At 42.5% G+C, this 26,992-nt stretch carries 22 protein-coding genes; 8 read left to right on the top strand and 14 right to left on the bottom strand.

Annotated elements, in window-relative coordinates; genetic code table 11:
• Window positions 1-15: 15 nt before the first annotated feature.
• From ACXAH9_RS07850 to ACXAH9_RS07865, 4 genes are all read right to left on the bottom strand, one after another.
• Window positions 16-2,226 (bottom strand): APC family permease, encoded by a 2,211-nt coding sequence (locus ACXAH9_RS07850; RefSeq protein WP_474894310.1) that lies wholly within the window; start codon window positions 2,224-2,226, stop codon window positions 16-18.
• A 114-nt stretch (window positions 2,227-2,340) separates the two neighbouring features.
• A complete protein-coding gene (locus tag ACXAH9_RS07855) occupies window positions 2,341-2,703 on the bottom strand; it encodes a DUF1622 domain-containing protein (protein WP_474894311.1) in 363 nt (120 codons plus the stop codon).
• A gap of 18 nt (window positions 2,704-2,721) precedes the next feature.
• On the bottom strand, window positions 2,722-3,648 hold the full coding sequence (locus tag ACXAH9_RS07860; RefSeq protein WP_474894312.1) for a universal stress protein: 927 nt from the start codon (window positions 3,646-3,648) through the stop codon (window positions 2,722-2,724).
• 56 nt (window positions 3,649-3,704) lie between these two features.
• Entirely contained in the window at window positions 3,705-4,508 is an 804-nt protein-coding gene (locus ACXAH9_RS07865) for a universal stress protein (RefSeq protein WP_474894313.1), read from the bottom strand.
• 553 nt (window positions 4,509-5,061) lie between these two features.
• On the opposite strand from ACXAH9_RS07865, the gene ACXAH9_RS07870 reads away from it, so the two are divergent.
• The 5 genes from ACXAH9_RS07870 to floA all read left to right on the top strand — a co-directional run bounded on the left by ACXAH9_RS07870 (window position 5,062) and on the right by floA (window position 8,185).
• Window positions 5,062-5,622 carry a helix-turn-helix domain-containing protein gene (locus ACXAH9_RS07870; RefSeq protein WP_474894314.1) on the top strand — a complete coding sequence of 187 codons (561 nt, stop codon included), beginning with the start codon at window positions 5,062-5,064 and terminating at the stop codon, window positions 5,620-5,622.
• Between the two features lie 187 nt (window positions 5,623-5,809).
• Window positions 5,810-6,040, top strand: a complete 231-nt coding sequence (locus ACXAH9_RS07875; protein ID WP_474894315.1) for a CsbD family protein — start codon at window positions 5,810-5,812, stop codon at window positions 6,038-6,040.
• 380 nt (window positions 6,041-6,420) lie between these two features.
• Window positions 6,421-6,591 (top strand): hypothetical protein, encoded by a 171-nt coding sequence (locus ACXAH9_RS07880; protein ID WP_474894316.1) that lies wholly within the window; start codon window positions 6,421-6,423, stop codon window positions 6,589-6,591.
• A gap of 228 nt (window positions 6,592-6,819) precedes the next feature.
• Window positions 6,820-7,182, top strand: a complete 363-nt coding sequence (locus ACXAH9_RS07885; protein ID WP_474894317.1) for a hypothetical protein — start codon at window positions 6,820-6,822, stop codon at window positions 7,180-7,182.
• 106 nt (window positions 7,183-7,288) lie between these two features.
• The gene (gene floA / locus ACXAH9_RS07890) at window positions 7,289-8,185 is read left to right on the top strand and encodes a flotillin-like protein FloA (RefSeq protein ID WP_474894318.1); all 897 of its coding nucleotides are present in this window, start codon (window positions 7,289-7,291) and stop codon (window positions 8,183-8,185) included.
• 223 nt (window positions 8,186-8,408) lie between these two features.
• On the opposite strand, the gene ACXAH9_RS07895 is transcribed toward floA, so the two are convergent.
• Both ACXAH9_RS07895 and ACXAH9_RS07900 read right to left on the bottom strand, forming a co-directional pair.
• Window positions 8,409-9,248, bottom strand: coding sequence for an SDR family NAD(P)-dependent oxidoreductase (locus ACXAH9_RS07895; RefSeq protein ID WP_474894319.1), 840 nt, complete (start codon window positions 9,246-9,248; stop codon window positions 8,409-8,411).
• Window positions 9,235-10,716, bottom strand: a complete 1,482-nt coding sequence (locus ACXAH9_RS07900; RefSeq protein WP_474894320.1) for a flavin-containing monooxygenase — start codon at window positions 10,714-10,716, stop codon at window positions 9,235-9,237. Before ACXAH9_RS07900 ends, ACXAH9_RS07895 begins: the two co-directional genes overlap by 14 nt.
• 203 nt (window positions 10,717-10,919) lie before the next feature.
• On the opposite strand from ACXAH9_RS07900, the gene ACXAH9_RS07905 reads away from it, so the two are divergent.
• The gene (locus ACXAH9_RS07905; protein ID WP_474894321.1) at window positions 10,920-12,122 is read left to right on the top strand and encodes a C1 family peptidase; all 1,203 of its coding nucleotides are present in this window, start codon (window positions 10,920-10,922) and stop codon (window positions 12,120-12,122) included.
• Between the two features lie 446 nt (window positions 12,123-12,568).
• Here the strand turns inward: ACXAH9_RS07905 and ACXAH9_RS07910 are convergent, their stop codons facing one another.
• The 6 genes from ACXAH9_RS07910 to ACXAH9_RS07935 form a co-directional block, all read right to left on the bottom strand.
• On the bottom strand, window positions 12,569-14,053 hold the full coding sequence (locus ACXAH9_RS07910; RefSeq protein WP_474894322.1) for a hypothetical protein: 1,485 nt from the start codon (window positions 14,051-14,053) through the stop codon (window positions 12,569-12,571).
• 714 nt (window positions 14,054-14,767) lie between these two features.
• Window positions 14,768-16,255 carry a serine hydrolase domain-containing protein gene (locus ACXAH9_RS07915; protein WP_474894323.1) on the bottom strand — a complete coding sequence of 496 codons (1,488 nt, stop codon included), beginning with the start codon at window positions 16,253-16,255 and terminating at the stop codon, window positions 14,768-14,770.
• 173 nt (window positions 16,256-16,428) lie between these two features.
• Window positions 16,429-17,655 carry an alpha/beta hydrolase-fold protein gene (locus tag ACXAH9_RS07920; RefSeq protein WP_474894324.1) on the bottom strand — a complete coding sequence of 409 codons (1,227 nt, stop codon included), beginning with the start codon at window positions 17,653-17,655 and terminating at the stop codon, window positions 16,429-16,431.
• Window positions 17,656-17,777: 122 nt separating this feature from the next.
• Window positions 17,778-19,574 carry a serine hydrolase gene (locus ACXAH9_RS07925; protein WP_474894325.1) on the bottom strand — a complete coding sequence of 599 codons (1,797 nt, stop codon included), beginning with the start codon at window positions 19,572-19,574 and terminating at the stop codon, window positions 17,778-17,780.
• 83 nt (window positions 19,575-19,657) lie between these two features.
• Window positions 19,658-20,560: a TolB family protein gene (locus tag ACXAH9_RS07930; protein ID WP_474894326.1), complete on the bottom strand. Its 903-nt coding sequence runs from the start codon at window positions 20,558-20,560 to the stop codon at window positions 19,658-19,660.
• A gap of 29 nt (window positions 20,561-20,589) precedes the next feature.
• On the bottom strand, window positions 20,590-21,801 hold the full coding sequence (locus ACXAH9_RS07935) for an alpha/beta hydrolase-fold protein (RefSeq protein WP_474894327.1): 1,212 nt from the start codon (window positions 21,799-21,801) through the stop codon (window positions 20,590-20,592).
• A 92-nt stretch (window positions 21,802-21,893) separates the two neighbouring features.
• On the opposite strand from ACXAH9_RS07935, the gene ACXAH9_RS07940 reads away from it, so the two are divergent.
• Window positions 21,894-23,651 (top strand): histidine kinase, encoded by a 1,758-nt coding sequence (locus tag ACXAH9_RS07940; RefSeq protein ID WP_474894328.1) that lies wholly within the window; start codon window positions 21,894-21,896, stop codon window positions 23,649-23,651.
• A gap of 4 nt (window positions 23,652-23,655) precedes the next feature.
• Window positions 23,656-24,354 (top strand): LytR/AlgR family response regulator transcription factor, encoded by a 699-nt coding sequence (locus ACXAH9_RS07945; protein WP_474894329.1) that lies wholly within the window; start codon window positions 23,656-23,658, stop codon window positions 24,352-24,354.
• A 155-nt stretch (window positions 24,355-24,509) separates the two neighbouring features.
• Here ACXAH9_RS07945 and ACXAH9_RS07950 read toward each other — a convergent pair whose 3' ends face one another.
• Window positions 24,510-25,895: a hypothetical protein gene (locus tag ACXAH9_RS07950; RefSeq protein ID WP_474894330.1), complete on the bottom strand. Its 1,386-nt coding sequence runs from the start codon at window positions 25,893-25,895 to the stop codon at window positions 24,510-24,512.
• Window positions 25,896-25,987: 92 nt separating this feature from the next.
• The gene (locus ACXAH9_RS07955) at window positions 25,988-26,935 is read right to left on the bottom strand and encodes a lysostaphin resistance A-like protein (protein ID WP_474894331.1); all 948 of its coding nucleotides are present in this window, start codon (window positions 26,933-26,935) and stop codon (window positions 25,988-25,990) included.
• Between the last annotated feature and the right edge of the window lie 57 nt (window positions 26,936-26,992).

The raw sequence follows: 26,992 nt of genomic DNA on the forward strand, positions 1-26,992 counted from the left end.
TTCAGGGGGGCAGTCTTATTTGATTTCTTTCTCTTCTTGTGCATTCACAAACAGTACATTGGCCAGCCCATCAAACCCCAGGAAAATCTTTTCCCCATACTGCTTCAGTGCTTCATTGCGAAAGCCTGTGATAATTAAATCAGCAGATCTGGACTCCTGCATGATGATTTCTTTCCGTTTAGTGTCCTCCTTTTTCACCACTATCCGGATATTGTTTGCCGAAATAGGCAGCCGGCCCTCTTTGGCTAAATCCACTAATTGCTGACGTTGATTGTCAGCTTCCCCTTCCGGAAAAATGGCATAGATTTTCATGCCGGCCTTTTTCCAGTCCGGATGCCCCATGGTGATGTACCCCATTAAAATCATGAGGTTGGCATTCTCGTAATCACTTTCTGTAATCCAAATATGGATTTCACGTTTAAAGCCAAACCCTTTTTCTGAAGTACTAAGGACACACAGGTCATAATCTGCGGCACGAACCAATGGGATGTTTTCTACAATCTCCTTGAGATCCTCGGGGTGTTGCTGAGCAAACTCAAAAAGAAAGAGATTTCCTTCCTTACCAGAGATGCTTGGAAGCTGCAATGCCTGCGCAATGGCTGTGGTGTAGCTTGGAGAGATCATCGTATCCAGGTACACATTGCTTTCCACCTCACTGGCGATGTGAATGAGTTGCTTCAGGTCCTCTTCTGCTTGCGCATGGGTTTCTCGTGACAGGTAACCATTTATGAAATGAAGGTAGGTCCCGAAACCATATCGATGGCACATCCAGCGAATCAAGTCGAAATCAGCGGTACGTTCAAAGGCATTTTTTGAGATGCAGATCACCGAAGGTCTCCAGTCTTGCTCTTCTGTCTCCGCCTTTTGAATGAATACCTGTAGCTTTCTTGACAGCTGGAAGATCACCCCCTGAAAGATTTTAGCAAGCCCCTTGTTATCTTCATTCACCCGGTTGATGATGATGTAGATAATCACCATGAGCATCAGTGAGCCGATCGCATACCCGGCATTCATGGAAAACATTAGGTAAAAGCACATAATTGCCCCAATCAGCGAGAAATACCATTTCGATCGGAAAGAAGGACGATACGAAGGATCAGCCGCAAAGTGGTGCAAAAAAGAGATCAAACAAATGGCTCCATAGGTTACCATAAAAAACATGGAGATGATCTCTGCCACAAAATTGACATTACCGATCACTACAAAAACAAGTGCCAGCAGGCTGGTAAAGTAGATGCCGTTAATGGGTTCATTTTTACGCTCTTTTTTCACCCAATTGTTGATCCAGGACAGGCCAAATACCTGATCTCCAGCCAGGGCCTGTAGGGTTCTGGGGGCTACCATAATGGATCCAAGCGCAGAGGATAACGTAGCGCAAATCAACCCAATAGGAATGATGGGTCCCCATACAGCAATCTGCGACATGATCAGCTGATCGGTGGCTAAATCTTCAGGGCTGGCTGCCAGGTTGAGCTTAAAGGCTGCTGCCACATAAATGAGCATACCTGCCAGGGTTGCCATTAAGGTACCGGTTGGAATGGATTTTTTTGGATTCTTTAGATCACCGGAGAGCCCTACCCCTGCTGCCATGCCCGTGAAAGCAGGAAAGATGATGGCAAAGACATAGAAAAAGTTATCTCCATTGGGTATTGCTGCGGTCCAATCCAGCGTGCTGGTCTGTTGATATTCCGGTGTACCCGCAAAAAACATAACGATGGCAGCAAACAGGATAGTCACCACCACATAGAGGGCTTTCATACCCAGGCTTGCTCCTTTCGTCAACATCAGGATACAGATGATTAAGGTCAAAGGAATGCTTACTATCCGTTTGTCTGTCAGCACCAGGCCATAGGTCATGCTTACCCATTCCAGCACCGGCGTAAAGGCCTCTGCACAGGCGATAATGTAGAAAGCTACGCTGATGGCCTGGGAAAGGTATAGCGCCACGCCAATGGCAGCACCGATATTTATTCCGAAGGATCTGGAGATTATGTAATAGATACCCCCACCTTCTACTTTTTGATTGGTAGCGATTTCTGCTACCGCCATGGCCGTAGGAATGGTGACCATATGCCCCAATGCTACGATCGCAAGCGTTCCCAGGAGTCCCACATGTCCAACGGCATAGCCAAATCGCAAAAACAGAATGGCACCCAGGATGGTGCTTAAGGTGGTAATAAATACCGGTAAAGTACCAAAAGAAGCTTTCTTTGGATTTTCTATCATAGGTTAAGTCAAGAAGTGAAAGTAACAGAAGATTCCGGTAATTTCCTTTCAGTTATCAAAAAATATTGGTGCTTGATTTTTTGAACTTCTACAATGACATGAAACTATTACAAGTTATTTACCACTTACCGAATACTCATTTTCGTGTTGCGCAATGTGTTGTTTTAATTGCGTCATCTCCCGGCTTAAGAAGAAATCAAGTAAGGTTCGGATGATAACAATCAGTCCCAACATGTACAGTTGCTCCAGAGTAGTATGTAATACGGTTTCAATGATGTCCTGACCTACCATGAATTCTAATCCGATCAAAATGTAAGTACCCAGGGTTAGCCTTACGTGATCAATGGTGTATTTATTGGCAAATCGACTGATGATGTATTGTCCGACTGCAAGTATAACTCCAAGCACGATGAAGCTAATTCCAATATAGCCGATAATGGAAGCTACAATTTCAACAAACGATTCCAGGTCATGCATGGTATACAGTGAATTGGGTTACAGCTTCATCAATGCCTCTAAAAACCCCATATTTTCACCCCTGTTTTTTATCACCAATAATGGGATGTCTGAATCAAGTATGAGTAACTTCTCCACAATGGAGCCAATCAGCAAAGCAGAACTGGTGGTTCTGCCCCTTGAACCAATAAGAATCATATCCATACCTGAGCTATGTGCATATTCATTGATAAGTGTAGCTTTCGGTTGATCATCCGAAAGGATATACTCACATGGATAGTCTTCTTTCACTTGATTTTTTCTCATAAACTGTTTCATATCATTCATCGCATGCCCTTTCATAATGTCTACAAACTCCTCATGAGACTTTCCCGTCTTATAAAAGCCAATGGGTACATGAAACAAATGCGCAAAATGTATTGCTACATCAGCATGTTCCTGCATTTGCCTGACCAGATGCAGGGATAGTACCGAATGCATGGAAAAATCGACGGGTACTAAGACTTTATTAATCTTAGGATTAAATGTTTCAGTAACGAAAAGAATGGAAGCCGGACATTTACGTACAATTTGACCGGAAAGCAGTCCTGATCCTTTAAGACTTTTCTTTCGTCCCAAAATAACCAGGTCAGCATTTTTAATTTTAGATAACCGTAAAAACGTTTCTAATGGCGGCCCTTCCCTAACGATGACATCATGATCGATGGTGGACTCTTCAAAAAGTGAAGCGATCTTCTTTTCGATCCCATCCGCTATATTTTCATCCAGTGGAGCCATCAGGTCTGGATACTTTTCGGTAAGCTCAGCAGGCAATTCCAGTTTGTCAGCTACGTGAACAAACATGATTCGTTTTAGCGGAAGTACCTTCAGCAGGATATCCAGATAGTCAATGATCAGATCGTCCATCTCGGTAAGGTCAAGCCCTACCATCGCTACTTCAAAATTTGTTTTGTTACTTTCTTTCATCTTTTAATGCACTATTTTCCGACTCTTTAGCCGCTGGCGATATCTTCCTGATGCAACTACTGAAGCACTAAAACTGGTATTGGACTGTGAAAAGCCATTTCTTTCGTCAAACTTTCATGAAAGAGCCTTTCAATGAAATTATAGCTTTTCGGAATAACTGCAATCATATTCAGATCATTTGACCTGGCATATTTAATCAGCCCCCACTCGACATTAGAGGTTTTCACAAAATGCGAAGTATGAGATATTTGCTCTAGTGCATGCTCCAGAGAATCTCGATGTTTCTTTTCATCAGAAGTCATCGTTTTTTCATCCCGATTTAAGGTAATCAGATCCATTTCAAATTTCAGGGATTCTACCAGCTGATTAAGGACTTTTAGTTTCTTTGCGGATGTTTCCTCGCTATAATCACATGCCATACCCAGCTTTGAAATTGGCATAAGTGAAGCATCTTTTGGAACCACGATAACAGGAACACTTACACTTTTGATGATTTTCGCTGTTTTTGTGCCAAACAGCTCTCCAATCCCCACAGCGCCCTTGGTGCTCATCACAATGAGATCTATTGATTCATTATTCGCATAATAAACGACAGCATCTATTATTTCGCCAAGCACCTGTTTAAAGGCATGTTTTTGAGCACTTAATTCCGGGATTTCTTTATTGAGTTTCTTAAAGTTTCTTTTAACATCTTCTTCCATTTGATCCAGGTTTCCTTGTTGATCAAAGCCCTCAGCGTATGGACGACTGTAGGCATGTAGAATCACAAGCTCATCATTTAACTGTTGATTTAATTTAACAGTCTCCTTAAGAGCCCGGATGGATTGTTTGGAGAAATCGGTTGGAAAGAGAATCTTCATTTTGGATGTCTTTTATGATAAATGTATGTTCTGAATAGATCAAAATAGTGACTTAACCCATTTGATAAGTATCACTATCAACTACTCAAATCTCAAAAACAAAAGGGTCTATAAGGATGATGAATAGAAGGATGCTTAATGATTTATCTCAGTATTCCTAAAACCTAAAGGGATCCAACTTATTTTATTCCCCCTTTAGGGGGTCAGGGGATGACCCAACCGCACCCCTTTTAATCCCCTAAAGGGCCCAGCGCGCAGGTTATTTTAAGATTATCAGGAGATCCTCAAGTCAGCCCGTATTCGCTTGGGAAGATAGCGCAGCTATCTGAGTCATGGAAATCCCTTTGTGCGGGTGGTAATGAATGGCTCTCTGTCATTTTGAGCTTGTCGAAACATAGACAGTGTGTGTTAGGGGGTGACTCATCGCTGCGCTCGAGAACAGGCTATTTTAAGCATACCTGAAGTCCCTCGAGACATACACAGATTATGGAGTAACTTTAAGAACACCCCATAGAACATTTTTCTAAGGTATTCGGATAATAGAAATCCATTAATGAAAATATACATCAAATACATGGTAAGCCTTCGTTGCAAAATGATGGTGAAAGAGGAGTTGAATAAACTGGGACTGAAATATGTCTCCGTCGATCTTGGAGTGGTTGAAATAATGGAGGACATGACAAATGAGCAGCGAAATCAATTGCGGGAAAACCTGCTGATGTCTGGTCTGGAACTGTTGGAAGACAAGAAGAGTATCTTAATTGAGAAAATCAAAAACCTGATTACTGAAATGATTCACTATTCCAATGAGATTCCGAAGGTGAATTATTCAGACTACATAAGTGAAAAATTAGGATATGACTACACCTACCTGGCGAATACGTTTTCAGAGGTGAAGGGAATCACCATCCAGCAATTCATCATTACCCACAAAATTGAACGAGTAAAAGAGTTATTGCTGTACGATGAGCTATCGCTATCTGAAATTGCTCATAAACTTCATTACAGCAGTGTGGCTCATTTATCCAATCAATTCAAAAAAGTAACAGGACTCACTCCATCCTTTTACAAACAGCTAAAAGAAAAGCGAATGAAAAACCTGGAAGATCTGTAAACTCATGTTTATCACGCTGGCTAGCATGCCCCACTCTATGGTTTAGAGTAACGCGATCATTAGCAAGTATCCCCGATACATGTGATATATGTAACACACTGATCATCCTGTGTAATACTTCCTGTACTAATTACACGCAGCTTTGTATTGTCGTAAAAATTCATTTGCGACATTAAATGACAAGATCATGGAAAAGACCAAAGATCAACAACCGAATGTGGACTTCAAAATAACGGGTGATTGGAACGATCAATCAAAACAGCTGAAAACTAAATATGCTCAACTCACAGACGATGATTTGAAATTCGAGGCAGGAAAGGAAAATGACCTTCTACAGCGGGTTGAGAAGCGACTCAATAAAAACCGTGACGAAGTGGTAAACATCATCAAAAAAACGCAACCTGCAAAGGTTCTTTAGTTTACCGGACGTTTAGCCGAAAAGGATTAATCAATTCATATAAGGTGAAATGATGAGGAGAGAGAAATCTCTCCTTTTTTGTTTCGTGCCAAATGTTTTGAAAACTGTGATATATACAACATAAATACATTTTTATGTAACACACTAGATAACAATCCACACCAACTTTATTCACGAGTATTTCACTCCCTCCCAGGAGGCGTTTTCTGAATTTATAATCAACATATTATGTCTAGAGAGAAGGAAGGAAAGAGTAAATCCGACAAAAAAGCACCAGCAATGACGCTAAAAGAGAAGCGTGCAGCAAAGAAGGAGAAGAAAAAAGTAAAGAGAAGTGAAGAGTAAGGTTTTGAAGCAACTGCAAGAGCTAACAGGAAGTGATGAGACAATTTGTTGCAAATAAGTATAACGCCGGAGACACGGTTTACGCGAAAGCTAACCCCAGGCAAAAATTGGTTATCCGCCGCTACATAGACCGGGTGTATTATTGTAAAATACAGGAAGATCCTGACAGGAAAGAGCTTGTGTATTTTGAAAGGGAGTTGCTGTAAGATTCAAATATGTGATCTATATATATCCACGTAAAGGTTATGTAATGATTGATAGCTCCAGGTCAATGATCTTTGTGCTATGAAAACACTATCAATTAAAAACACAATTTCAAAAATTGTCCGCCGAATCAGTGACCCTATGAAAAAGAAAAGGATTCTTTTGGCCATTCCTATGTCCGGAAGAACCAAAATTCAATTTGCAAGCAGGCGCAATTGGAAGCCACTAAAATGGAGATAACCAGAAGTTGGCGAGAGCAGAAAGTCATGCTAAAGCGAAGATTCGCTATGCTCAGTAACTCTGATTTTGAGTTTGAGGCAGACAAAAAAGAAAATATGCTTGATAAACTGGCCAAGAAGCTAAAAAAGACCAGAGTGGAGGGGATCCAACTCCATCTCGCCACTACCCTTTTAATCCCTAAAGGGCCCAGCGCGCAGGTTATTTTAAGATTATCAGGAGATCCTCAAGTCAACCCGTATTCCCTTGGGAAGATAGCGCAGCTATCTGAGTCATGGGAATCTCTTTGCGCGGGTGGTAATGAATGGCTCTCTGTCATGTTGAGCCTGTCGAAACATAGACATTGTATTAGGTGATGACTCAGCACTCCCCATTCCTCGCGAACCTCAATAATAATCGTCCCTCGTAACTAAAATAGACGTACCTTCCAGTCGTCAAACAGGTAATCAATCCAATTTATATATGGACATACAAATGATGGTTGTTATTGGGTTGGTTATTGCCGCTCTCTGGTTGGTTCTTTACATCTTCCCTATCAACTTGTGGATTACCGCAGTTTTTTCAGGTGTAAACGTTAACCTGCTGGACCTGGTATTCATGCGCTTCAGGAAAGTACCCCCAAAGCTCATCGTAAATTCACTAATTCTGGCCATCAAAGCTGGCATCAAAGACATTAATTCTCAGCTACTTGAGACGCACTATCTCGCCTCGGGCAATTTGCTAAACGTAATCAAAGCACTCATAGTCGCGGACAAAGCAAACCTAAGCTTATCATTTAAGCAGGCGACTGCCATCGATCTGGCTGGAAGAGATGTATTAGAGGCCGTGCAAATTTCCGTAACCCCCTATATGATCATTGTTCCCTCCATCACAGGAGTTTCGGGTGATGGCATTCAGCTACTGGCAGAGGCCCGGGTGACCGTGAGGACAAACCTCAATCAATTGGTGGGCGGAGCTGGTGAGGAAACCATAAAAGCTCGTGTAGGTCAGGGCATTATCTCCTGCATGGGGGAAGCGACCAATTATAAAATCGTATTGGAAAGACCAGAGGACATATCCAAGCGGGTATTAGCTGACGGGCTGGATGCGGGTACTGCATACGAAATTCTATCTATTGATATCGCTGACATCAATATTGGGAAAAACATTGGTGCAAAACTTCAGATCGATCAGGCAGCAGCTGATCTTGAGATCGCCAATGCCAAAGCAGAGGAACGCAGAGCCATGGCTGTAGCACTGGAGCAGGAGATGTTGGCAGATATTCAAAAAGCCAGAGCACTGGTTATCGAGGCAGAAGCAGAGATACCTGCTGCATTATCAGGCGCCTATCGGAGGGGACATCTGATCAGACAGCAATAACCTGCTCGAAATCGATCTAGTCAATTACTCAACGATACACTGACACTTTTTCACTCACAGCACGCGTGGGAGGCTCCACTCAACCCAATCCTTCCTGCCTTTGCCGGAAGGCAGGCGACTCTTCGATAAAATCAGGATGAATCAGGATGACACGCACATTTGTCACCCCCTAGCCCTAAAACGTCGGACAGTCCCAAGGAGGAATGCACAATGCCGGGAATGTTTACAGCCCCTTAATGAACAGCTTATATTGATCGAGTTTCACTATGCCCTTGATCTTATTCCACAAGACACGATTCTGCATTCTTTTTGGAAGGAAGCGACTGGCCAGCCAGATTTGACGGGATTGATTGCCGTAAATAATCCGGGGATTCCCTTTTTGTATGCCCCGGATGATTCTTTTGGCCAGCTTTTCCGGAGGAGTAGTGAGAAAGGCATCATCAAAATCACGATCTGGATCATCATTCAATGTGGAGTCAGTGATGTTTGTGCGGATGCCCCCGGGATGTACAGTATGTATGGTAATGGGAGACTGATGAAATTCGACTGAAAGTGCCTCAGTCAGTCCTCTGACGGCAAATTTACTGGCACAGTAATCCGTAGCTCCGGGATATCCTATCATCCCAAAGACACTGGAGATATTTACCACTGCTCCTTCGTTGTTTTCAACCAAATGCGGCAGAAAAGCTTTCGTTCCATAGAGCACCCCATAAAAGTTGATATCCATTACTTTCCTGAAGGCAGAAACAGGTGTGGTATAAAGCGGCTCAGTAAAACCTGAAATACCGGCATTGTTAATAATGACATGTGCATTGCCCCATCGATTTTTGATGGTTTCAGCAAAACCAAACACAGCTTGCTCATCGGAGACATCAAACACTTGACTGTATGTCCTGTCCTCGTCATCGGTTTGAAGCATGGAGCGCGTTTCGGCCAGACCTACATTTTTGTAATCATTTAATGCCAACCTGGCACCATGTCGCTCAAACTCCAGCGCTAAGGCCCTTCCTATCCCGGATCCGGCACCTGTAATCACGACGATCTTATCGTTAAAGCTTTTCATCCATCACCTCCTTTACCGGTTCATATTTGCGGAATTTCAATACATTATCAGCTACGGAACCAAACCGTGTAGCCAGCATATCTACCAGGTAGCTTTGAAAGACACGCCATGGGCGCTTACGCCCTTGCTTAGGTAAAACATCTTTGGCTCGATGAATATACCCTGAACTAAGGTTCAGTACGCTCTCATCTGATTCCATGTCTTCTTTTTCAGGCACAACCACATCATACCCCTTACGATCCATGTAGTTGAGCAGTTTGCACAGGTAGTTCGCGGTAAGGTCTACCTTTAACGTCCACGAGGCATTGGTATAACCAAAGGCGTAGATCAGATTCGGCACGTCACTGACCATCATGCCCTTATAGATCATGGCTTCATTTACCTGCACAGGTTCATCATTGATGCTAAAAGAACCGCCCCCCAGCAGCTTGATCTTTAAGCCTGTTGCGATGACAATGATATCTGCAGCTATCGTTTCCCCTGATTTTAGGGTCAACCCATTCTCCGTAAAATGCGAGATCTCATCCGTTGCAATGGATGCTTTTCTTTCTTTAATGACGCGGAAAAGATCTCCATCAGGCACGACACATAAGCGCTGATCCCATGGATTGTATTTCGGGTTAAAATGCTTTTCCACGGGGTACCCTTCCGGTAACTGCTTGGCAGCCTCCTTCATCAGGAACTTCTTCATCCATTTAGGGAAGAATTTGGAAAGGTTGAAGGACATCATCTGCAATAGGATGTTCACGACCCTGGTGACTCGGTAAGCCCACCGGGATGGCAGAAATTTCTTTAGTCGGATAAAGAGCTGATTCCTATTGGGCAGGTTCATTATATAGGTTGGCGACCGCTGCACCATGGTCACATGCTTTGCTCCACCTTCTGCCAATGCAGGTACCAGCGTCACCGCGGTAGCACCACTGCCGATGATCACGATTTTTTTATTTTGGTAATCCAGGTCTTCTGGCCAGAATTGTGGGATAACTATTTTACCTTTAAAATGCTCCTCTCCTTCGAAGCGTGGGCGATGGGCTTCTTTATAGTCATAATATCCGGTACAAATACTCAGGAATTTACAGTAGAGCTGTTGAATTCCATCGGCTGTCTCGACCTCCAGTGCCCAATGGCCAGAAGCATCAGACCAGTTCGCACTCAGCATTTTATGGTTAAACAGAATATGTTCTCCAATCTCATTCTCATTGACGGTCTCCTGCAGGTAATCAAGGATTTTGTCCCCACTGGATAAGGATTGTGGATCGTTCCAGGGTTTGAATCGGTAGCCGAAGGTGAACATGTCGGAATCGGACCGAATGCCCGGGTATTTGAATAAGGACCAGGTACCCCCGATGGTGTTTCTTGACTCTAGTATTACAAACGATTTTGAGGGGCACTTTTTCTTCAGCCAGTATGCCATACCGATACCTGAAATTCCTGCGCCTATGATAATGACATCATGAACCTTATCCATTTAATAGCGTGTGGTTGAAAGTGTAAAGGATCAAGTTATTAATAAACTAGTTAATGTTTATCGTGTCGTTACCACTAATTGTCGTTACCCTTCGATAGCTCAGGGGGACAATTATTATGTGTCATGATAAGGCAGAATAAGATCGCTTCTTCGTCATGTTAAGGATTTGTGATATATTTCGGTTAACTACAACCTAACCTATCATGAAAAATACAACACTCCTATTTTTAATTGGATTATCAATTCAATTGTCTGGTCAAAACATTCCATGTGATTTTTCATGGGCAAATGCACCAACAACAAGTGGTAACAAGAACTTTATTACTTCAGTCAAAAGTCAGCCCTATCAGGGACCTTGTCTTGCCTTTGCTTTTAATGCTGCTATTGAGAGCAAGTATGCAATAGAAAACAGCCTAAACAACCCTACTTTACTTCTTTCAGATGCTTACTTGGATTATAAAGTTTTTGGAAGCAATAACTTCGAGTCGGTATTGGAGGGTGGATTTAAGGTACCAACTAAAAACGGCATCAACTCAAATTATAATGTATTTCCACCCTTTTGTAATAATGAACAAGATTGTCATTACGTAAGTGAAACAAGAAATTGTATCAATGCAACACAAGGACAAAACAACTACTCATTCAATATCATCGAAGTAGACAACTCATTAATGGTAGACCCCAATAACCCGGTCAACTGTGAAGGAAGTGTGGGGAATTCGATGACGGTAAGTAATGTCAGCAACATAGCAAGTATTAATTCTGACGATGATTTAAAACTCAAAATATTAAATGATGGTCCGGTTATCTTAAGAGTAAACGGCCTGGATAATGCTAGAAAATTCAGAGATTACAATACACCGACTACTCCATTTTCCTATCACGCCTTTGCAGTAATTGGATGGACAAACGATGATAAATGGATAATTAAAGACAGCTGGCCATCCATGCATGGAATCATTGAAACAAAAGCGAATATTGACATCAAAACAATGCTGGATGATGATAATATTGAGCTTTATCAAGTTTCGGGAATTAGCTATAATGGTAACTCCAGATCACAAAATCCAGCTAATCTATCGGTTACAGATTGCGCTGTTGTACCTGTGCTATCCCAAATAAATGTGGAACTAGACTATATTTTCATCGGTGGATATATGTATCACAGGTTTTGGGTAACCAGTGACATCAGTGTTGATTCATGGGTTTGGGGAATTGACTATCCGAATGGCTCATTGAAACGGTCACAAGTAAACGATGATACCTACAGTTCGGTATTAATGACGCCTACAACAAGTGGAACGGTCACAGTGTATGTAAATGCTTATAAAAATGGTGTTAAGGTCACCAAAGAAAGAGTTATCTACTTATCCAATGGTAGTTCTCCTGGAGGTGGTGGATGGTAGCATTGAAAGGTATTAATTTAAACGTTACCCGGCTATTCCCTAAAGGGACCCAGTGTTATCGCTCCTGCCTGTCGGTAGGAAAGCGTGTGTAAGCGAAGTGGTCTTGAGCATGCGATTCCCTTGTAGTGATTCTCTGTCAAGTTGAGCTTGTCGAAACATCGATAGAGTTAGAATTCCACATACAATGGTGTAAATAAGAATAATTGTCTTTACCCTTCGACCAGGCTCAAGGTGACAATCAATATTATTTGTCATGCTGAGGCGGCTGTAAGCCGGGACTCGAAGCATCAGACAAATGGATGTATCATTTTCACCAATGAAGCGATCCGGAAGGGAGTTTCCTTTGGTACGTCATTCCGCAAGCAACACGGCGGATATCCGGTATCTTTTTAAGCGCTGCTACCTTTACCCTTTCCCTAAAGGGACACCACGCCATCGCTTTCCAGCTAATCTATCAATTCAGCAGATACTGTGCCTGCGAAACCCTCATCTGCACTGCACCCATTGGTCGCTTCATGGGCCGGAGTATCACCATTCAAAGTGACCCCTTCCATGGTCTTACTTGCTATATCTATATATCCTTCAAATGTATTGTTAACAAAATGATCAGGCACTTCGAAGAATTCCAACTTTACAAATATTTTACCTTGAGGGTGGCTGAGGGTATCATATTCCATGTAACCAAATCGCAAGTCTATCTCTCCCCCATTCATTACCACTTTCCCTTCAAACGAACCATAATTCGGGTCTTCGCTTAAATTATCCACAATCTCATACCGTATGGGCATGGAGCCGGTAAGCTCTTCTGTACATTCCCAGGCATAGGTACCTTCCCAAATGCCTGAGATATTATGGGAAGTAATTGCTATACTAATATTCAGTTCTTCATCGCCAGCACGTACTATCAGCTCTTCATTATGTATACCCAAAGGAAACATGGATCTATCAAACCCTACAGTAACCGTAGTGTCGCCCATCCCTGAAGATTGAAATATCAAATAAGGGTTCGATGATTCAATTTCCCAGCTAAGTACCTCGCCGCTAGTAGATGATATCTCGAAGGTTGCCTCAGAATTGAAACGGTCTACTTCCAGATGACGTTTTGAAACCTCAAACTTATTAATATCCGGAACCTCACCATCTTTTAAATGGGCCACCACTGTTCCTGCCTTGCCTTCGTCTGCACTACAACCTGTGGCACCTTCATAAGCAGGGCTGTCTCCATTGATAGCAAACCCCTCCATGGTTACAGTATTTAAATCAATGTATCCACTAAAATCATTATTCGCAAAGTATGTTGGTGCACCCGCAAAATCAAACTTGACATATATCTTGTCTTCAGGGTGTCCTGCAGGTGAATATTCAATGTATCCAAACCTGAAGGTAGATTCTCCACCATTCATCACGACCTTTCCAGTGAATGAACCATAAAGCGAATCTTCACTCAGGTGATCTTGAATTTCATATCTAATAGGCATAGCTCCTATAAGGGCTTCCGAGCATTTCCAACTATAGGTGCCTTCCCAGACTCCAGTTATATTATGGGAAGTGATTGTAACTGGCAGTTCATACGTATCATCATCTATCATCAACGTGATTGCTTCTTCATGGACACCTAACGTAAACCCTGCAAAGTCTACACTTATATGCACAATGATATCACCTGTGCCTTCTGTTGCTGACAGGATCAGCGAGGAATTGGATGATTCTAATGTCCATCGGACTGTCGTATCCTCCATTGATATCATCACAGAATCCTTCGGGTGATAACGATCAAATGTAAGTTCATCCAGATCGGATATAATATCTACTGGCAAAGACTCAGGTGAGTCATCATCGTCACAGGATGCTGCCAAACAAGCCAATAGTGCAAAATAGAGTATGGAAATAGACCGGGATGTTGTCAGTAGCGTCCGAAAATATTGTTTCATGATGGCGTGAATAGTGGTGATAGTGATATAAAAGGCTATAAAACCATTTATTATGAAGATAATTTAATAAAAATCAATTAAATGTATAAATATTATTTAGTGAGGGTAGCAATTACAGCGCCAGATTGATCCGTATTCAATAAGGAAGATAGCGCACATCTCATTTCCCTTTAGGGGCCAGGGGTAATTCCTCCACCACCCTTTCATTCCCTAAAGGGCCCCATCGCTACCGTTTTCCAGCTCTCCTTGTCATGTTGTGCTTGTCGAGACATAAACAGATTGTGAACGTATCCGGCATGTGTTTTAATCACTAATTGTCTCTACCCTTCGACAAGCTCAGGGTGACAATCCTTATTATTTGCCATGCTGAGGCGGCTGCAAGCCGGGGCTCCAAGCATCAGACAAATGGATGTATCACTTTAGCATTCGGCGACCTAATGCAGGAGATTCCAAAGTCACACTCCTGCGTCGCTTGCAAGGGAATTAGGTATTGGGTTGATCCGTATTCCCTTGGGTAGATAGCGCAGCTATCTGAGTCATGGGAATCTTTTTCAGCAGGATGGAATCAATTGGAGTTGGTCCTGCATTATCCTTTTATTCCCTAAAGGGAACTAACGCCAACACGCCTGCCTAACCATTGGCAGGAGCATGCGAAACAATTTAATTCATTTCCCCTTTAGAGGTCAGGGGTAATCCCACCGCTACCCTTACCTTCTATTCCACCCTAACCAATGTTTGTACCACGGATTCATCATCTCTATTTAGATATACCAAATTGACCGTTTTATTTTCAGGGTCTGGCTTGAATTGAATCAATCGACTGGCATTTCTTCTGGCAAAAAGGCTATCGGAAACCCGGATTAGCTCTTCAGTTATTTCTTCATGTATACTGTTGGCAAACAGTTGATTATCCTTCTGAAACACTTCCACCGTCATATCATCGGCCTGATACCTTCCGGTAATCGCATCAATAAAAGACTGCTCGATCTCTTTCTGTGTATGGACCGGAAAATAATTGTCCCAATCATAAGCAAGCGCAACAGAACGAAACACTTCAAAAACGAGACCTGGTTTAGGAGAGTTAGCCAACACCACCACGCCATAGCCTTTGTCTTTATGTGCCGTCATCCTGCTGTAGAATCCCGTACTCCATCCATGATGTTCAAAGTATATTTCATCATTCTTATCATAAAGTAAAAAGCCCAGCCCGTATTGTCCATAACGATTTTTTGCATGTGGCGTCAGCATTAATTCCGTCTTATCTTTAGATAATCCTTTATTGCTATTTCCTTTTATGATTTGTTGTATGTTGATTACAAATTTTGCCAGGTCCTTTGCATTGGTCCACAAGCCATTTGAAGCCAATTCGGGATAGATATGTCTTTTTCCTTGTACCATGGACCCATCCGGCAAATACCCCGAGGCTGCCTGCTCTAATTGTGCCGATGTTAGCGATTGACTAAAAGTGCTATGGTTCATTTCTAAAGGTTGCAGCACTAATTCTTGCATCAGCTCTGGGAATTTTTTACCCGTAACATCCATCATCATTTGTTGGATGATCGTATAGCCACCTGCAGAAATCCAAAGGCTTTCATTTGGTGCTTTATCAACCATGATGGGACTTGAATTGGCTGGTCCAGATCCATTTAGTACCTCTACAAGTGTAGGTATTGGAGCACCTGTATTATACCCCGAAAAGTCGTGTACGTTTATTCCTCCGGAATGACTCAAAAGATTTTTTATAGTGACTTTCTCCTCTTTGGTAAATTCACTGTCCGGCAACTTCCAGGATTTTAAATAGCTGTTTACATCTTCATCTAAGGAGAGGTTATGCTGCTCTGCAAGACGCAATGCAGCATAAGCAGTAACAGGCATACCAATGGTTGATACCTGGAAAAGTGTTTGCTTGGTTACAGGCACGTTGCTTTCCTTATCCATTACACCGTACCCTTTTGCCCATACAATTTTACCTTGATGTATTACGGCAATGCTAACCCCCGGAACTCCATAGTGCTTCATGCGCTCCTCTATGGACCATGTGGAATCACCCTTGATGTGTATCCGGGTTGTTAAACCGGTTTCTACTTTATTTATTAGATCAGCAGTAGTATCTGTATGTGATTCTTTGCAGGATTGTAAAAGAATGATGGTTATGAAAAATGAGACCATGTAATTCATATCACTCATAGTTGCTATGGGCATTTTTTGGATCATCAAATCTCATATAGCAACATTGTATGAGCAGCGTTTAATTATCCAACTGCTCCATACCTGAATGAACAGCTCAAGTATGGGTATTAGATACCCTCAGGCGTCCCTGTAGGAGGGTCGAATGTTCTGCTTTAAGGAAGTCAAATGGAAGAGGTTAATAGTAGTCACTTCAGCTCCCTCAGCTTCGTCTCATAGGTTTCCAAGTCATCGTCATTATTGGCTTTTGCCAGCTTGATGGCTTCCTTATAGTAGCTTTTTGCTTTGGATGTATTCTGTGTAAGGGCATAGGCGTCACCAAGGCCTGCATGCATTGCTGACATGAATTTTGGATCAGGGTACTCGTTGATTCCACGTGTGAAATACTCAATGGCATGCACAGCATCGTCATTTTTGAGATAAAACTGCCCTAGCCGATTTTGCCAGTAAGCTGAGGCATACCGTCGCGTCGATAGCACCTCTTTGAATTCGTTCATGAAGAACTTAAAAGCAGGAAAATCATCCTGCTTCCACGCCAGCCAAATCAGGCTGTTTTTGGTGGATGCATCTATTTCAGGGTCGGTACCAAAGCGCTCACTTCGCGACTTGAAATAGTCCTTCAGCGCCGGCAAGCCCCCTTCTTCATAAAACTCGGCTGTGCCACTAAATACTTTAGATCCATAATTGTGGTAATAAAACCTAAGTCCTTGATAAAGAGATGTATATGCAAGTGATTCATGGATCTCGTCGTTGAACTGCTCATAGGCCCACACCAACTGATCACTTGGTTGTGCAGATAGCTTTTCAGCCAGCTCATCCGACGACCTGACGGTGTAGATGTCTTTCTTAGAGTTGGCGATGTAGAGGTACATAGGTTTACCCTGGTAGGATTGGAATTGTTCTTGCATCTCAGCATTGACATAGCCACCATTTGTAGCGATATAGCCAGAGAAAAGCGGCTCTTTCCGAAACAGCCACTCGCACACCATGAAGGAAGGATTTTCCCAACCAAAAACCACCCGCTCGTCCGTGGTGCGATAATGCTGATCTACATAAGCAATCAGTTCCTCTTCTATGTACTTACTCAGCGTTTCCCAATGATTGAAATGCAGGCTATCGTGATAACTTCGGGATTTGTAATCCACCCCTACCACAATCATTTCCGGAAATAGCTTATCGCCGCGCAACGTCTCGTGTATGGCCACCCCATTCAAAAAATACCACTGCCCATCGAGAATGTACAAGACCGGATACGATTTATCTCCCTCATCATACGTTTTGGGCAGGTAAACCTGAATGTTCTCCTGACTTTGCAGGTGCTTGGATGGTACGCTTACGGAATAGTCTATATTGGGCTGTGCATGGAGGAGTAAACCCGTGCAAAGGAATAAGAGCGAACTGAAAAGCTTGATCATAAGTGAGTTATAGTAGGTAGTAAATGATTTAACGAAACTACCTATTACGACTTTTTGATATGACAGTTTCCAATTTGATCAAGAATTATCATTACTGCTCAACTTCCATACTGTGTCAGCCGTTATTCGCCGTTTTGTAACCTCTTGAGTTCATGCTTCGCACGATTGTTTTGAGGATTCAATTCAAGTGATTTCGAATAATTTGAGATGGCCAAATCTATTTCTCCTGCTTTTTCACAAGCCTCAGCGTAACTTCCATATACCTTATAACTATCCGGATAGAGTATCATATTTATTTTGAAAGTGTTTAGTGATAAAGTCATTCTATCGGCATGGTAAAAATCATAGGCGATATCATCAATGAAAGCTTCTTGCACGGTTGGATGTGTTGGGTCGAGCTCCTTTATATTCCTATAGGCAATGAGCGCGTTTTCAAAATCGTCTTCAAGCAAGAATTCTATGGGACTTTTCTGATCGTCCGCAACCTTGGCTAAGGTGAAAATGCTGGCACTATCATTTCTATTCAGAAAATGTAAATTGAATACTCCGTTTTCAGCGCCTCTTTTAAATTGAATAAATGCAGGGGAGTTTCTTCGAACATAGAGGCTGTCCGATACTTTAATCAGCTCAACGCCATTTTCGCTAAGTATGTTTTTGTAAAGAAGCTGATTGTCCTTTCGGTAAACTTCCACCATCTCATCAGTAGACTGGTACCTCCCTTCTATTTCATCAATAAAAGCTGGTTCTATTTCCATCTTTTGATGTACCGGAACATAATTATCCCAATCATAAGCCATAGCAACTGCGCGCATCACTTCTGCATTAAATTCAGGAAATGTGGAATTGGTCATCACAACCACACCATACCCTTTGTCTCTATGAGCGGCTATCTCAGCATAAAAACCTTGATTCCACCCGTGATGCCTCAAGTAAATATCTCCTTCCCTATTTAACAGTTGGAACCCTAACCCGAGAGTAAATGACCAACCGGAATCATCCACTCCATATGGCGTACCCATTAGCTCAGCCAAATCATTCGAACGCTGTACGTGGGTTATAAATTTTGCGTAATCCTTGGCAGTTGTCCACAGTCCACCTGAGGCCATAGCCGGCTGAATATTTCTTCCTCCTTTTACCTTGGAACCATCTTTGAAATAGCCTGTTGCTACCTTCGATAATTGCTCGTCAGTAAGCGTTTGCTTAAACGTGCTGTTATTCATTTCCAGGGGTTTTAGCACGAGTTCATGCATGATTTCCGGGAATGTTTTTCCTCCAACATCAAGCATCAATTGTTGAATGGGCACATAGCTGGCGTATGCAAATCGAACACTTTCACCTGGCTCTTTATTAACCGTAATTGGCTCATTTGAGGCAGGGGGAGTTCCGTTTAGTATCTCCAGAAGTGTTGGGAGCTCATCATCAATACCATATGATCCAGTTCCACGCGGATGAATGCCGGCGGAGTGATTTAAAAGATTTCGAACGGTGACTTTCTCTTTCTTGGTAAATTCATTTTCTGGTACTTGCCACGACTTCAAATAACCGTTAATGTTTTCATCTAAGCTAACCTTACCTTTCTCTACGAGGCGCAATGCTCCGTAGGCCGTCACAGGCATACTTGTTGCAGCTGCCTGGAAAAGGGTTTGTGTTGTTACCGGAGTTTGATTTTCCTTATCCATCACCCCATAGCCCTTGGACCATGCTATTTCTCCATTATGTATTACTGCGATACTTACACCTGGAATTCCGTAGTGTTTCATGCGTTCTTCGATGGACCATGTAGAGTCACCAGCTATGTGCACCCGAGTTGTCAGGCACGTTTCGACCTCTTTTATAATGTCTGTAGTATCTGTATTTGACTCTTCCTTACATGATTGAAGAAGAAGGATGACGAAGAATGCAGAGATGATCTTTTTCATTGTTAATACATTTTATGAGCTATCTCTCTATTGAACAATTTAATTCATATAGCGAGCAATTGGTCGTTGAATAAGTTGAGTAATTAGTATGATTCATTTTGATGGCTTAGGGTCTCAATGATCTTTGCATCTACCCAGTAGATGTCCACATTGTCGCCCTTATCATCCATCTTTCTATTGAAAAGTATGTACTTGCCATCAGGCGTGACCGTCGCATACGCATCCCAACTTGAGGAATTCACCCCTTCGCCCATATTGATGGCCGGACCCCAGCTGCCATCGGCTTGCTTGAAGCTGATATACAGGTCAGAGTCGCCATACCCTTCTTCTCGTTCACTGTCCCAGATGATGTAGCTCTCATCTGGAGCAATGAAAGGATGAGCTGTCATTTTGCCCGAATTGATCACGGAACTCATTTTAACGGGTGTTTGACGTTTACCATCTCTGACCTCTGAAATCCGAATGGCGTCATTGTTTTTATAATCGTCAAACACATACGTACCCTTTGACGAAGCTGACAAACGCATGATCCCCCAGTCTTCCCGGTCAAACATAGGACCTAAACTCGCTCGCTCAGACCAGCCCTCACCGACACGGTCTTTGTAGCCCTCTGCCATGTGCATGCGCTGACCATCAGGAGAAAAGGTTATTTCACCATCTCGGGCAAATTCAATGTATTTCTTCCAGACATTGTTTTCTAGGCGAAAGCCAATAACTGTGGGCTTGAAGTTGGTCGGATTGTCGCTTGTGTAGCTGCCACGATCCATGGTGAAGTAAAATTCATTCATACCTGGAGCAAAAACTCCTTCCAGCTCCCACGCATCTTTGGAAATGATGCCTGGCGCAAAAGGCTTGGCAATCATACCCGGAGGCTGCTGGCCCATATAGGGACCTTCAAGTTTAGGAAATTCGTGCTCGTTGGTTGCTTGAGCAAAGAGACTATGAAGCGATAGTAGGAATAAGAGAATTGAGATGATGTTTTTCATGATTTATTTCTTTGATGAGTAAGTAAGATTTATTTCTGGAGTCTTTGCAGCCACCTTTTCGCAAGTGAAAAATCGGGATCAATGGTCAATGCTTTTTCGAACATGAGCCTGGCATCATCAAGTTGACCCTGATTTCTTTGTACAATACCCATTCCGACATATAGTAACTTACCTTCAGGATACACTTGTAAGGAATATTCATAAATTTCTTCTGCCACATCCAAATCCTTACTTATTATATTGTCAACACCCAGGTCCATTAAGACCGATATAGGCGGAAGGATTTCATACCCGTAGCGTTTCGACAACATTTCGAAGTGTGCTATCACTTTATCCAGGGAGTCCAATTCATCGAGGGAATTGAAGTCAGGGTATAACGCAAGAAGAAATAGGTTGAAATCGATCGCCGGCACATGGCCCTGGTTCACCAATTCATCTACTTTATAGATAAAACTTGCTGGTTTGTTCTTCTCTACCACGCTAGAGAATTCAGAAACCATGGTTGGTAACTCTCCCTCTTCATCGCTGTAAATGATGTGTAGCGATCGGTTTTCTTCAAGCGTTTGTAACGGACCAGATTTTATTTTTTGTTGAATCACTTCCGGTATGTGACTAAGGGATGGACTGCTTGCTAAGTAGGCATTAAACAAAAGGGGGTTGTTGAGCAGTGTGTAAATAGTGAAAAACCCACTGTTAGAAGCGCCAAAAAGCACTCTGAATGGGGCCGTGCGGTATGTATTGTCAACTCGTGGTATCAGCTCGGTCTCAAAGAAATCAATATAGGCATCCGGAATGGTTGTGTCTTGATTTTCCCATGTAGGTAACAGAATACCATTGCCCTCAGGCAAATCAATTCCTATGAGTATCATCTCAGGAATTTGCCCCTCGCCCATGTAGTCTAGTGTAGAAGCTAACATGGCGAAACGAGCTCGGTAATCTGACCCCAACATATACACCACAGGATAGGATTTCCTGGAATTCTCGTAGTTCTCTGGTAAATGGATGGATAGCGGAATGGACTTGCTTAACACGTTTGACTGAATGGAAGATACCTTGCCCAAGGTGACTGCAGGTTCACCGAGGGTTTCTAATGAAGGAAGATCAGTAATGCTTTCTGTGTTTTCTTGAGCAAAGACAATGTTTAACGATATTAAATTCGTTACATACCATATCATCGCTAGCTTTACTCCCCTGGCATTTATGATCAATTCTTTCAAGAATTCGTTTAAAGAGATTTTCATTTATAGGTTTCGATTTTGGAAGCTTCTACCTCAAACCTCTTCCGAAGGTTGTATTTTATCGCTGTTTACCTTGTCAACTGCTCTATGCATGAATGAACTGCTCTAAACCAATAAGAAAAGACGGTGATATCGGGTTACTTTGCATGAAAAACCAATCCAATATCGATTTGAGATCCTCACCATTTTTTCTTCTAATAGGCATCTTGCTGCTGGCAACTTCCTGTGAGCAAAAGCCCGCCATTTACGAAGAACATGCTACGGTATTTCAAATAGGTGATCACCCTTCGTGGGCTAAAAAGGTCTGGAATGATAGTCAATGGAAAAGACGGTTATCGCTAGTTCCAGAGGGTCAGGTTTTCTGGTCCAGGACCAGGATAGACATTCTTGAATCACCAACGGAGGAGTTTAGGCCTTACGGTCTTCAAATAGAGGCGTATGGAGAGTATGAAGTATTTTGGGATGGCGTATTAATAGGGAAAAACGGAAACCCCGGTCAGGAAGCGGGGCTTTCTCCTGAGGGTGAATTGTGGGTGACATTTAGTATTCCTGCTCACCTCACCAGCGAAGGCGAACATATGCTCGCTTTGCGGCTAAGTAACTACTACTTCCCGGACCATGTTGGGCTGTATGAAATCGTAATTGATCATTACGATGATTTACTAACCGATCGCCTGATCGAAACCTCGTATATTCACATTTTTGCTGGCGCCTTTCTTATTGCATCCATCTATTTCCTTTTTCTGTTTCTAGGGAACAAAAAGGAATACCCAATGCTGATTTTTAGTATTTGCTGTTTCCTGTTTTTTGCATTAGCTATGACCCAGTTTGTAAGAATAGCAGTACCTATCCATTATAGTCAGCATGTCCTGCGCCTGGAAGTTATATCTGGTCTGATGTTTGGCATTTCCTTCCTAATCCCGCTTTATTTCACTTTGCAGTTTCCAGTTCCAAAGCACAAGTGGCTGTTAGGTGCTTATGCTTGTGTACTATTATATTTCTTCGTATTCAACCACCATTTCTTTGGTTTTACGGTATACAATATGGCCTTAAGTTTATGGGTCTTCTCTACCACCATTGTGACATTTGGTGTATACAAGAAAGTAAGGGGCGCCTTTCTGGTATGGCTCATACTCCTGCTTTGTGTTGTTCTTCGCTTTTCAATTCCATTCCTGATGAGCATCTACACCGGTTTTGCGCTCATACTACTTAGCATGATGTATCTGCTTTCTTTACAACTAAAAGAGCAACGCTTGGCGTATGAGAACTCATTGGTGCAATCTACCCGCCTACGGTTGGAATTGCTCAAAAAGAACATTCAGCCACACTTCCTTATGAATACCCTGACCTCTCTGATTGACTGGGTAGAAGAAGCACCAAAAAAAGGAGTTCAATTCATTGAAGCATTGGCCAAAGAATTTGAGCTTATTAACCAGATTGAAGATCAAACACTGATCCCAATAGAACAAGAGATAGCGCTATGCAAAACGCATCTGGAGATCATGGCATACAGAAAGGAGATAAACTATTCCCTGGGGGTGGAAGGAATCGAGCCGGAGCAAAAAATACCTCCTGCCATTCTTCATACCCTGTTGGAAAACGGAATTACCCACAGCTTGCCATTGGAGGATAACACCATCAGATTCAAGGTAATCTATGAATCTACTGAAGAGTATGGGATGTATACTTTTCTGACCTTTGCTAAACGCGTGAGAGAAAGCAGGGAAACAAAAGAAGGTACGGGGTTGAAATACATCAGGGCCCGACTGACAGAAAGTTATCAATCGAATTGGGACCTGATCTCCGAGCCAACCGATGATGGCTGGAAAAACATTATCAAAATATACGCCTGAGCGCATGGACATTTTAATTGTTGAAGACGAATCAAGAATTGCTAAGCGCATTGAACGCATGACGCGTGATATCCTTGGCGACAGTCTGAATACCCTGACTCACATTGACACCCTTGATAAAGCAACGGAGTTTATAGAAAGCACCTCATTGGACCTTGTACTATTGGATTTAAATCTAAATGGAGACAATGGCTTTGACTTGCTTGCCACAGCGGTTTCAAAATCGTTTCACACCATCATTGTTTCAGCATATAAGGAGCAGGCGATCACCGCATTTGAGTATGGCGTATTGGATTTTGTTCCAAAGCCCTTTAACCGAGACCGGCTGGAAGAAGCTTTCAACAAGGTTGTTGAAAAAGGGAAAAGAGCATCCAATTCGGTCAAATACTTAGGAGTGAAGAAAAGAAGCCGTATCCAGTTGATACCCATTGATGAGGTGCTTTACATCAAAGGTGCCGGATCCTACACCGAACTCTTCCTTATCAATGGCAGCAAGGAACTACATGATAAATCACTTGAAAACCTGGAACAGCTGCTATTCCCTTCTTTTGAACGCATCCACAAGTCCTACCTGGTGAAGATGTCAGAGGTAAAGGAAATCATCGTGCAATCAGGGAGTAAATACATGGCAGAGCTAAAGAATGAAGAATTGATTCCTATTGGTAGGACGAAGTATAAGGACCTGAAAGACAAATGGGTTTGAAGACCTGAGCATAACTATCTGAGTCATGTGAATCTCTCTTTGCAGTAAGATTGAGGTTTAGCTGCCACAATACTTTGATTCTCCAGGCTCAATACCATCACTCCTACCTGACTCCAAGCAGGAGCATGGGAAGCGATCTCATGTTATTTGAAAGATCAATTATAAACCATCTCATAAGTGACTGAGCTGGTAATCGTACCGTCAGGCAGCCGGTATTTTGCATCATATTTATAGGTACCGGTACGCAACACCTGATATTGCCCCCAAACCACCAGCTCCACACGCTCATCCATTGTAGCATCATTGATATACTCGTCCACCACACTTTCCTGTAATGTTTTAAAATCATAATAGGCGGCCGATTGCACATAGAAAAGGACATCCAATGTTCCAGTTGCATCTTGAGTTGCAATACCTGAATCTATTTCCCCATCAGTCAACTCAATCAGCGACTCAGGCAAACTAAAGTGCATGGCACGAAACAATTGATCTCCCAAATTAGGGTGAAATGCATATTTAGGCTCAAAGTCTTCATCAGGAAATGGCGCGTACACCACCGGATACAGAAACTCATCATACCAGGCGTTATCTGTAGGGTTAAACTCCAGCATGATCAGTCCATCACAATAATTATACCCCTGTCCCTCTATGGCTTCTGTCGCTGTACGAACCTCAGCCTTATCAAATCCCTCCTCCAGTATAGAAGCTTGCTGGATAAGGAAGTGTTGACTCCATGGGATGTGTAACCCTCTGTTTACCGTATTACCGGGACTCATGTTAGCTATTTTATCTTCGAATCGATCGTATTTACTTGTGCGAAAGTCTATAGCAAAAAGCACTTCACCTTTCTCTTGGAAGGAAAGATGATATATTTCTTCGTTGGCAAGCGAAGGGAGGTCAAAATCCAGCCGAGAATGGTCGGAATTTTTAACAACCGTGGATGTACTTAATTCATTCCCATCCACGTCAAACACAGTTACGGTATAATCATCAGCTGATGCAGGTAATTTGTCCAAATACAAGAATCCATTAGCATATTCTCCTTGCAAGAAATAATACTGACGATCTATTGGGTAGCTAGCCAGAATATTTTCTACTGGGAACCCCTTTTCGTCAGTTCGAATAGCTATTTCCTCTGTTACCTGATGTGCTGTTCGGTTTAATGTCCACTCAAGTGTTACAGATACATTGTAGGTGGTATTGGGGGTCAATAGCTCATTTACCCATAGATCAATGGAATTGTCGGTCATGTTCTGAGCTGTATCAATGGCCATATCATCGAATGAAATGGATACGAGATCTAGTAAGTAATACTTGCTCTCCACCTGATAATACTCTTCAAAACCAGTGAAGAAATCATTGAAATAGAGAGTGATCGTATCTGCTACCCCGATAGTTTCCTGTATGCGGGATTCATCTAACAGCTTAGGGAATTCCGGAATAGGCATGGCCTCATCTTCCTTTTTGCATCCAGTCAGCAGTGCGATAATCAATGAAATACTTAGTAGTAACTTGATCGTGTGAGTAGTCGTATTCAGCATAGTTTTAAAAAAATGATCGCAAAACTACAACAGATTTTCATATGGAAATAGGCAGTTTGAACTGCCTATTTCCATCTTTTTAATCACGTTCCTCAGGTGGTTTGCAATCGTGACGCCCTTGCTGTTTCCACGGATTCCGGAATACCCACATTGATCCAGTTTTTATACCCCCCTGCCTGCTTGTACCAATAGATGGTACCTAGTGCCAAGGTACTTAATGCAATACTGATTGCACTTGCTTCCGGTCCAAAAGCTCCACCCGTCCAGATGTTGTTTTCTATTTGTAGCTGCAATACAGAAACCTTGGCCGGATAGCCGCTGACAGGAAATCCTAAAATCGCTCCCTGAATCAGGTTCCACGAAAAGTGCATGGCTATGGACATGGCCAACTTGCCGGTAAGCAAGAATGGCAAACACAGGATAAAGGCATCCATCCACAAGTTAACCGTGGAAAACAAGGAAGCTCCCTCATTGCCGCTGTGTCCCAGGCCAAACACCAATGAAGAAAACACACATCCGGCTATCGCTGAAAAGGTAGTTGACTTCCCCAGCCGGCGTGCTCCTTCAAAAGCTAAAAAGAATAAAACAGACCGATGGATGACCTCTTCTGTGACCCCTGTCACCATGTGGGACCATACCTCAGAAATAAACCCGCCGGAGAAAGAGTAATCAGCAGTGGTGGTAAAGAATCCTACAACATCTATATATCCCATCGCATGCATAATCACAAAAAATAACACCAACTGAAGGGCGGAGATCATGCAACCAATACCAAATTGGACCCACCAGCTTTTATCTATTTTAAAACCATAAGCTTCAAAAGATGATCTGGCAAACCGCTTTACTTCGATACGGTAAGCAATGAACACCGAAAGCAGAAAGGCCGAAGAAGACAGAAACCCACGCAAAAGCCCCTGCTCCATCAGATTGCCAATGGCGATTTGCATTGGAATATTGATACCAAAAGAGATAACAATAAAAAGTAGTATTCTCCAAACGATGCGTAATGATTGTGATTGATTGAAAAAGATCGTATTCATATAAGTAGTTTAAATGGCAATTAGGGTTGCCGGTTATCAGATGATTTCTGCATTAGA

The sequence above is a fragment of the Ekhidna sp. ABH4_415 genome, assembly GCF_056161305.1.

What these genes read in the sequence shown, in the direction of transcription:
- ACXAH9_RS07855 (WP_474894311.1), bottom strand. Translation starts at nt 2,703, where the DNA reads ATGCATGACCTGGAATCGTTTGTTGAAATTGTAGCTTCCATTATCGGC.
- ACXAH9_RS07900 (WP_474894320.1), bottom strand. Translation starts at nt 10,716, where the DNA reads ATGGATAAGGTTCATGATGTCATTATCATAGGCGCAGGAATTTCAGGT.
- ACXAH9_RS07920 (WP_474894324.1), bottom strand. Translation starts at nt 17,655, where the DNA reads ATGATCAAGCTTTTCAGTTCGCTCTTATTCCTTTGCACGGGTTTACTC.
- ACXAH9_RS07910 (WP_474894322.1), bottom strand. Translation starts at nt 14,053, where the DNA reads ATGAAACAATATTTTCGGACGCTACTGACAACATCCCGGTCTATTTCC.
- ACXAH9_RS07870 (WP_474894314.1), top strand. Translation starts at nt 5,062, where the DNA reads ATGAAAATATACATCAAATACATGGTAAGCCTTCGTTGCAAAATGATG.
- ACXAH9_RS07955 (WP_474894331.1), bottom strand. Translation starts at nt 26,935, where the DNA reads ATGAATACGATCTTTTTCAATCAATCACAATCATTACGCATCGTTTGG.
- ACXAH9_RS07880 (WP_474894316.1), top strand. Translation starts at nt 6,421, where the DNA reads ATGAGACAATTTGTTGCAAATAAGTATAACGCCGGAGACACGGTTTAC.
- ACXAH9_RS07850 (WP_474894310.1), bottom strand. Translation starts at nt 2,226, where the DNA reads ATGATAGAAAATCCAAAGAAAGCTTCTTTTGGTACTTTACCGGTATTT.
- ACXAH9_RS07895 (WP_474894319.1), bottom strand. Translation starts at nt 9,248, where the DNA reads ATGAAAAGCTTTAACGATAAGATCGTCGTGATTACAGGTGCCGGATCC.
- ACXAH9_RS07860 (WP_474894312.1), bottom strand. Translation starts at nt 3,648, where the DNA reads ATGAAAGAAAGTAACAAAACAAATTTTGAAGTAGCGATGGTAGGGCTT.
- ACXAH9_RS07875 (WP_474894315.1), top strand. Translation starts at nt 5,810, where the DNA reads ATGGAAAAGACCAAAGATCAACAACCGAATGTGGACTTCAAAATAACG.
- ACXAH9_RS07935 (WP_474894327.1), bottom strand. Translation starts at nt 21,801, where the DNA reads ATGAAAATCTCTTTAAACGAATTCTTGAAAGAATTGATCATAAATGCC.
- ACXAH9_RS07885 (WP_474894317.1), top strand. Translation starts at nt 6,820, where the DNA reads ATGGAGATAACCAGAAGTTGGCGAGAGCAGAAAGTCATGCTAAAGCGA.
- ACXAH9_RS07950 (WP_474894330.1), bottom strand. Translation starts at nt 25,895, where the DNA reads ATGCTGAATACGACTACTCACACGATCAAGTTACTACTAAGTATTTCA.
- ACXAH9_RS07865 (WP_474894313.1), bottom strand. Translation starts at nt 4,508, where the DNA reads ATGAAGATTCTCTTTCCAACCGATTTCTCCAAACAATCCATCCGGGCT.
- ACXAH9_RS07925 (WP_474894325.1), bottom strand. Translation starts at nt 19,574, where the DNA reads ATGAAAAAGATCATCTCTGCATTCTTCGTCATCCTTCTTCTTCAATCA.
- floA (WP_474894318.1), top strand. Translation starts at nt 7,289, where the DNA reads ATGGACATACAAATGATGGTTGTTATTGGGTTGGTTATTGCCGCTCTC.
- ACXAH9_RS07940 (WP_474894328.1), top strand. Translation starts at nt 21,894, where the DNA reads ATGAACTGCTCTAAACCAATAAGAAAAGACGGTGATATCGGGTTACTT.
- ACXAH9_RS07945 (WP_474894329.1), top strand. Translation starts at nt 23,656, where the DNA reads ATGGACATTTTAATTGTTGAAGACGAATCAAGAATTGCTAAGCGCATT.
- ACXAH9_RS07905 (WP_474894321.1), top strand. Translation starts at nt 10,920, where the DNA reads ATGAAAAATACAACACTCCTATTTTTAATTGGATTATCAATTCAATTG.
- ACXAH9_RS07915 (WP_474894323.1), bottom strand. Translation starts at nt 16,255, where the DNA reads ATGCCCATAGCAACTATGAGTGATATGAATTACATGGTCTCATTTTTC.
- ACXAH9_RS07930 (WP_474894326.1), bottom strand. Translation starts at nt 20,560, where the DNA reads ATGAAAAACATCATCTCAATTCTCTTATTCCTACTATCGCTTCATAGT.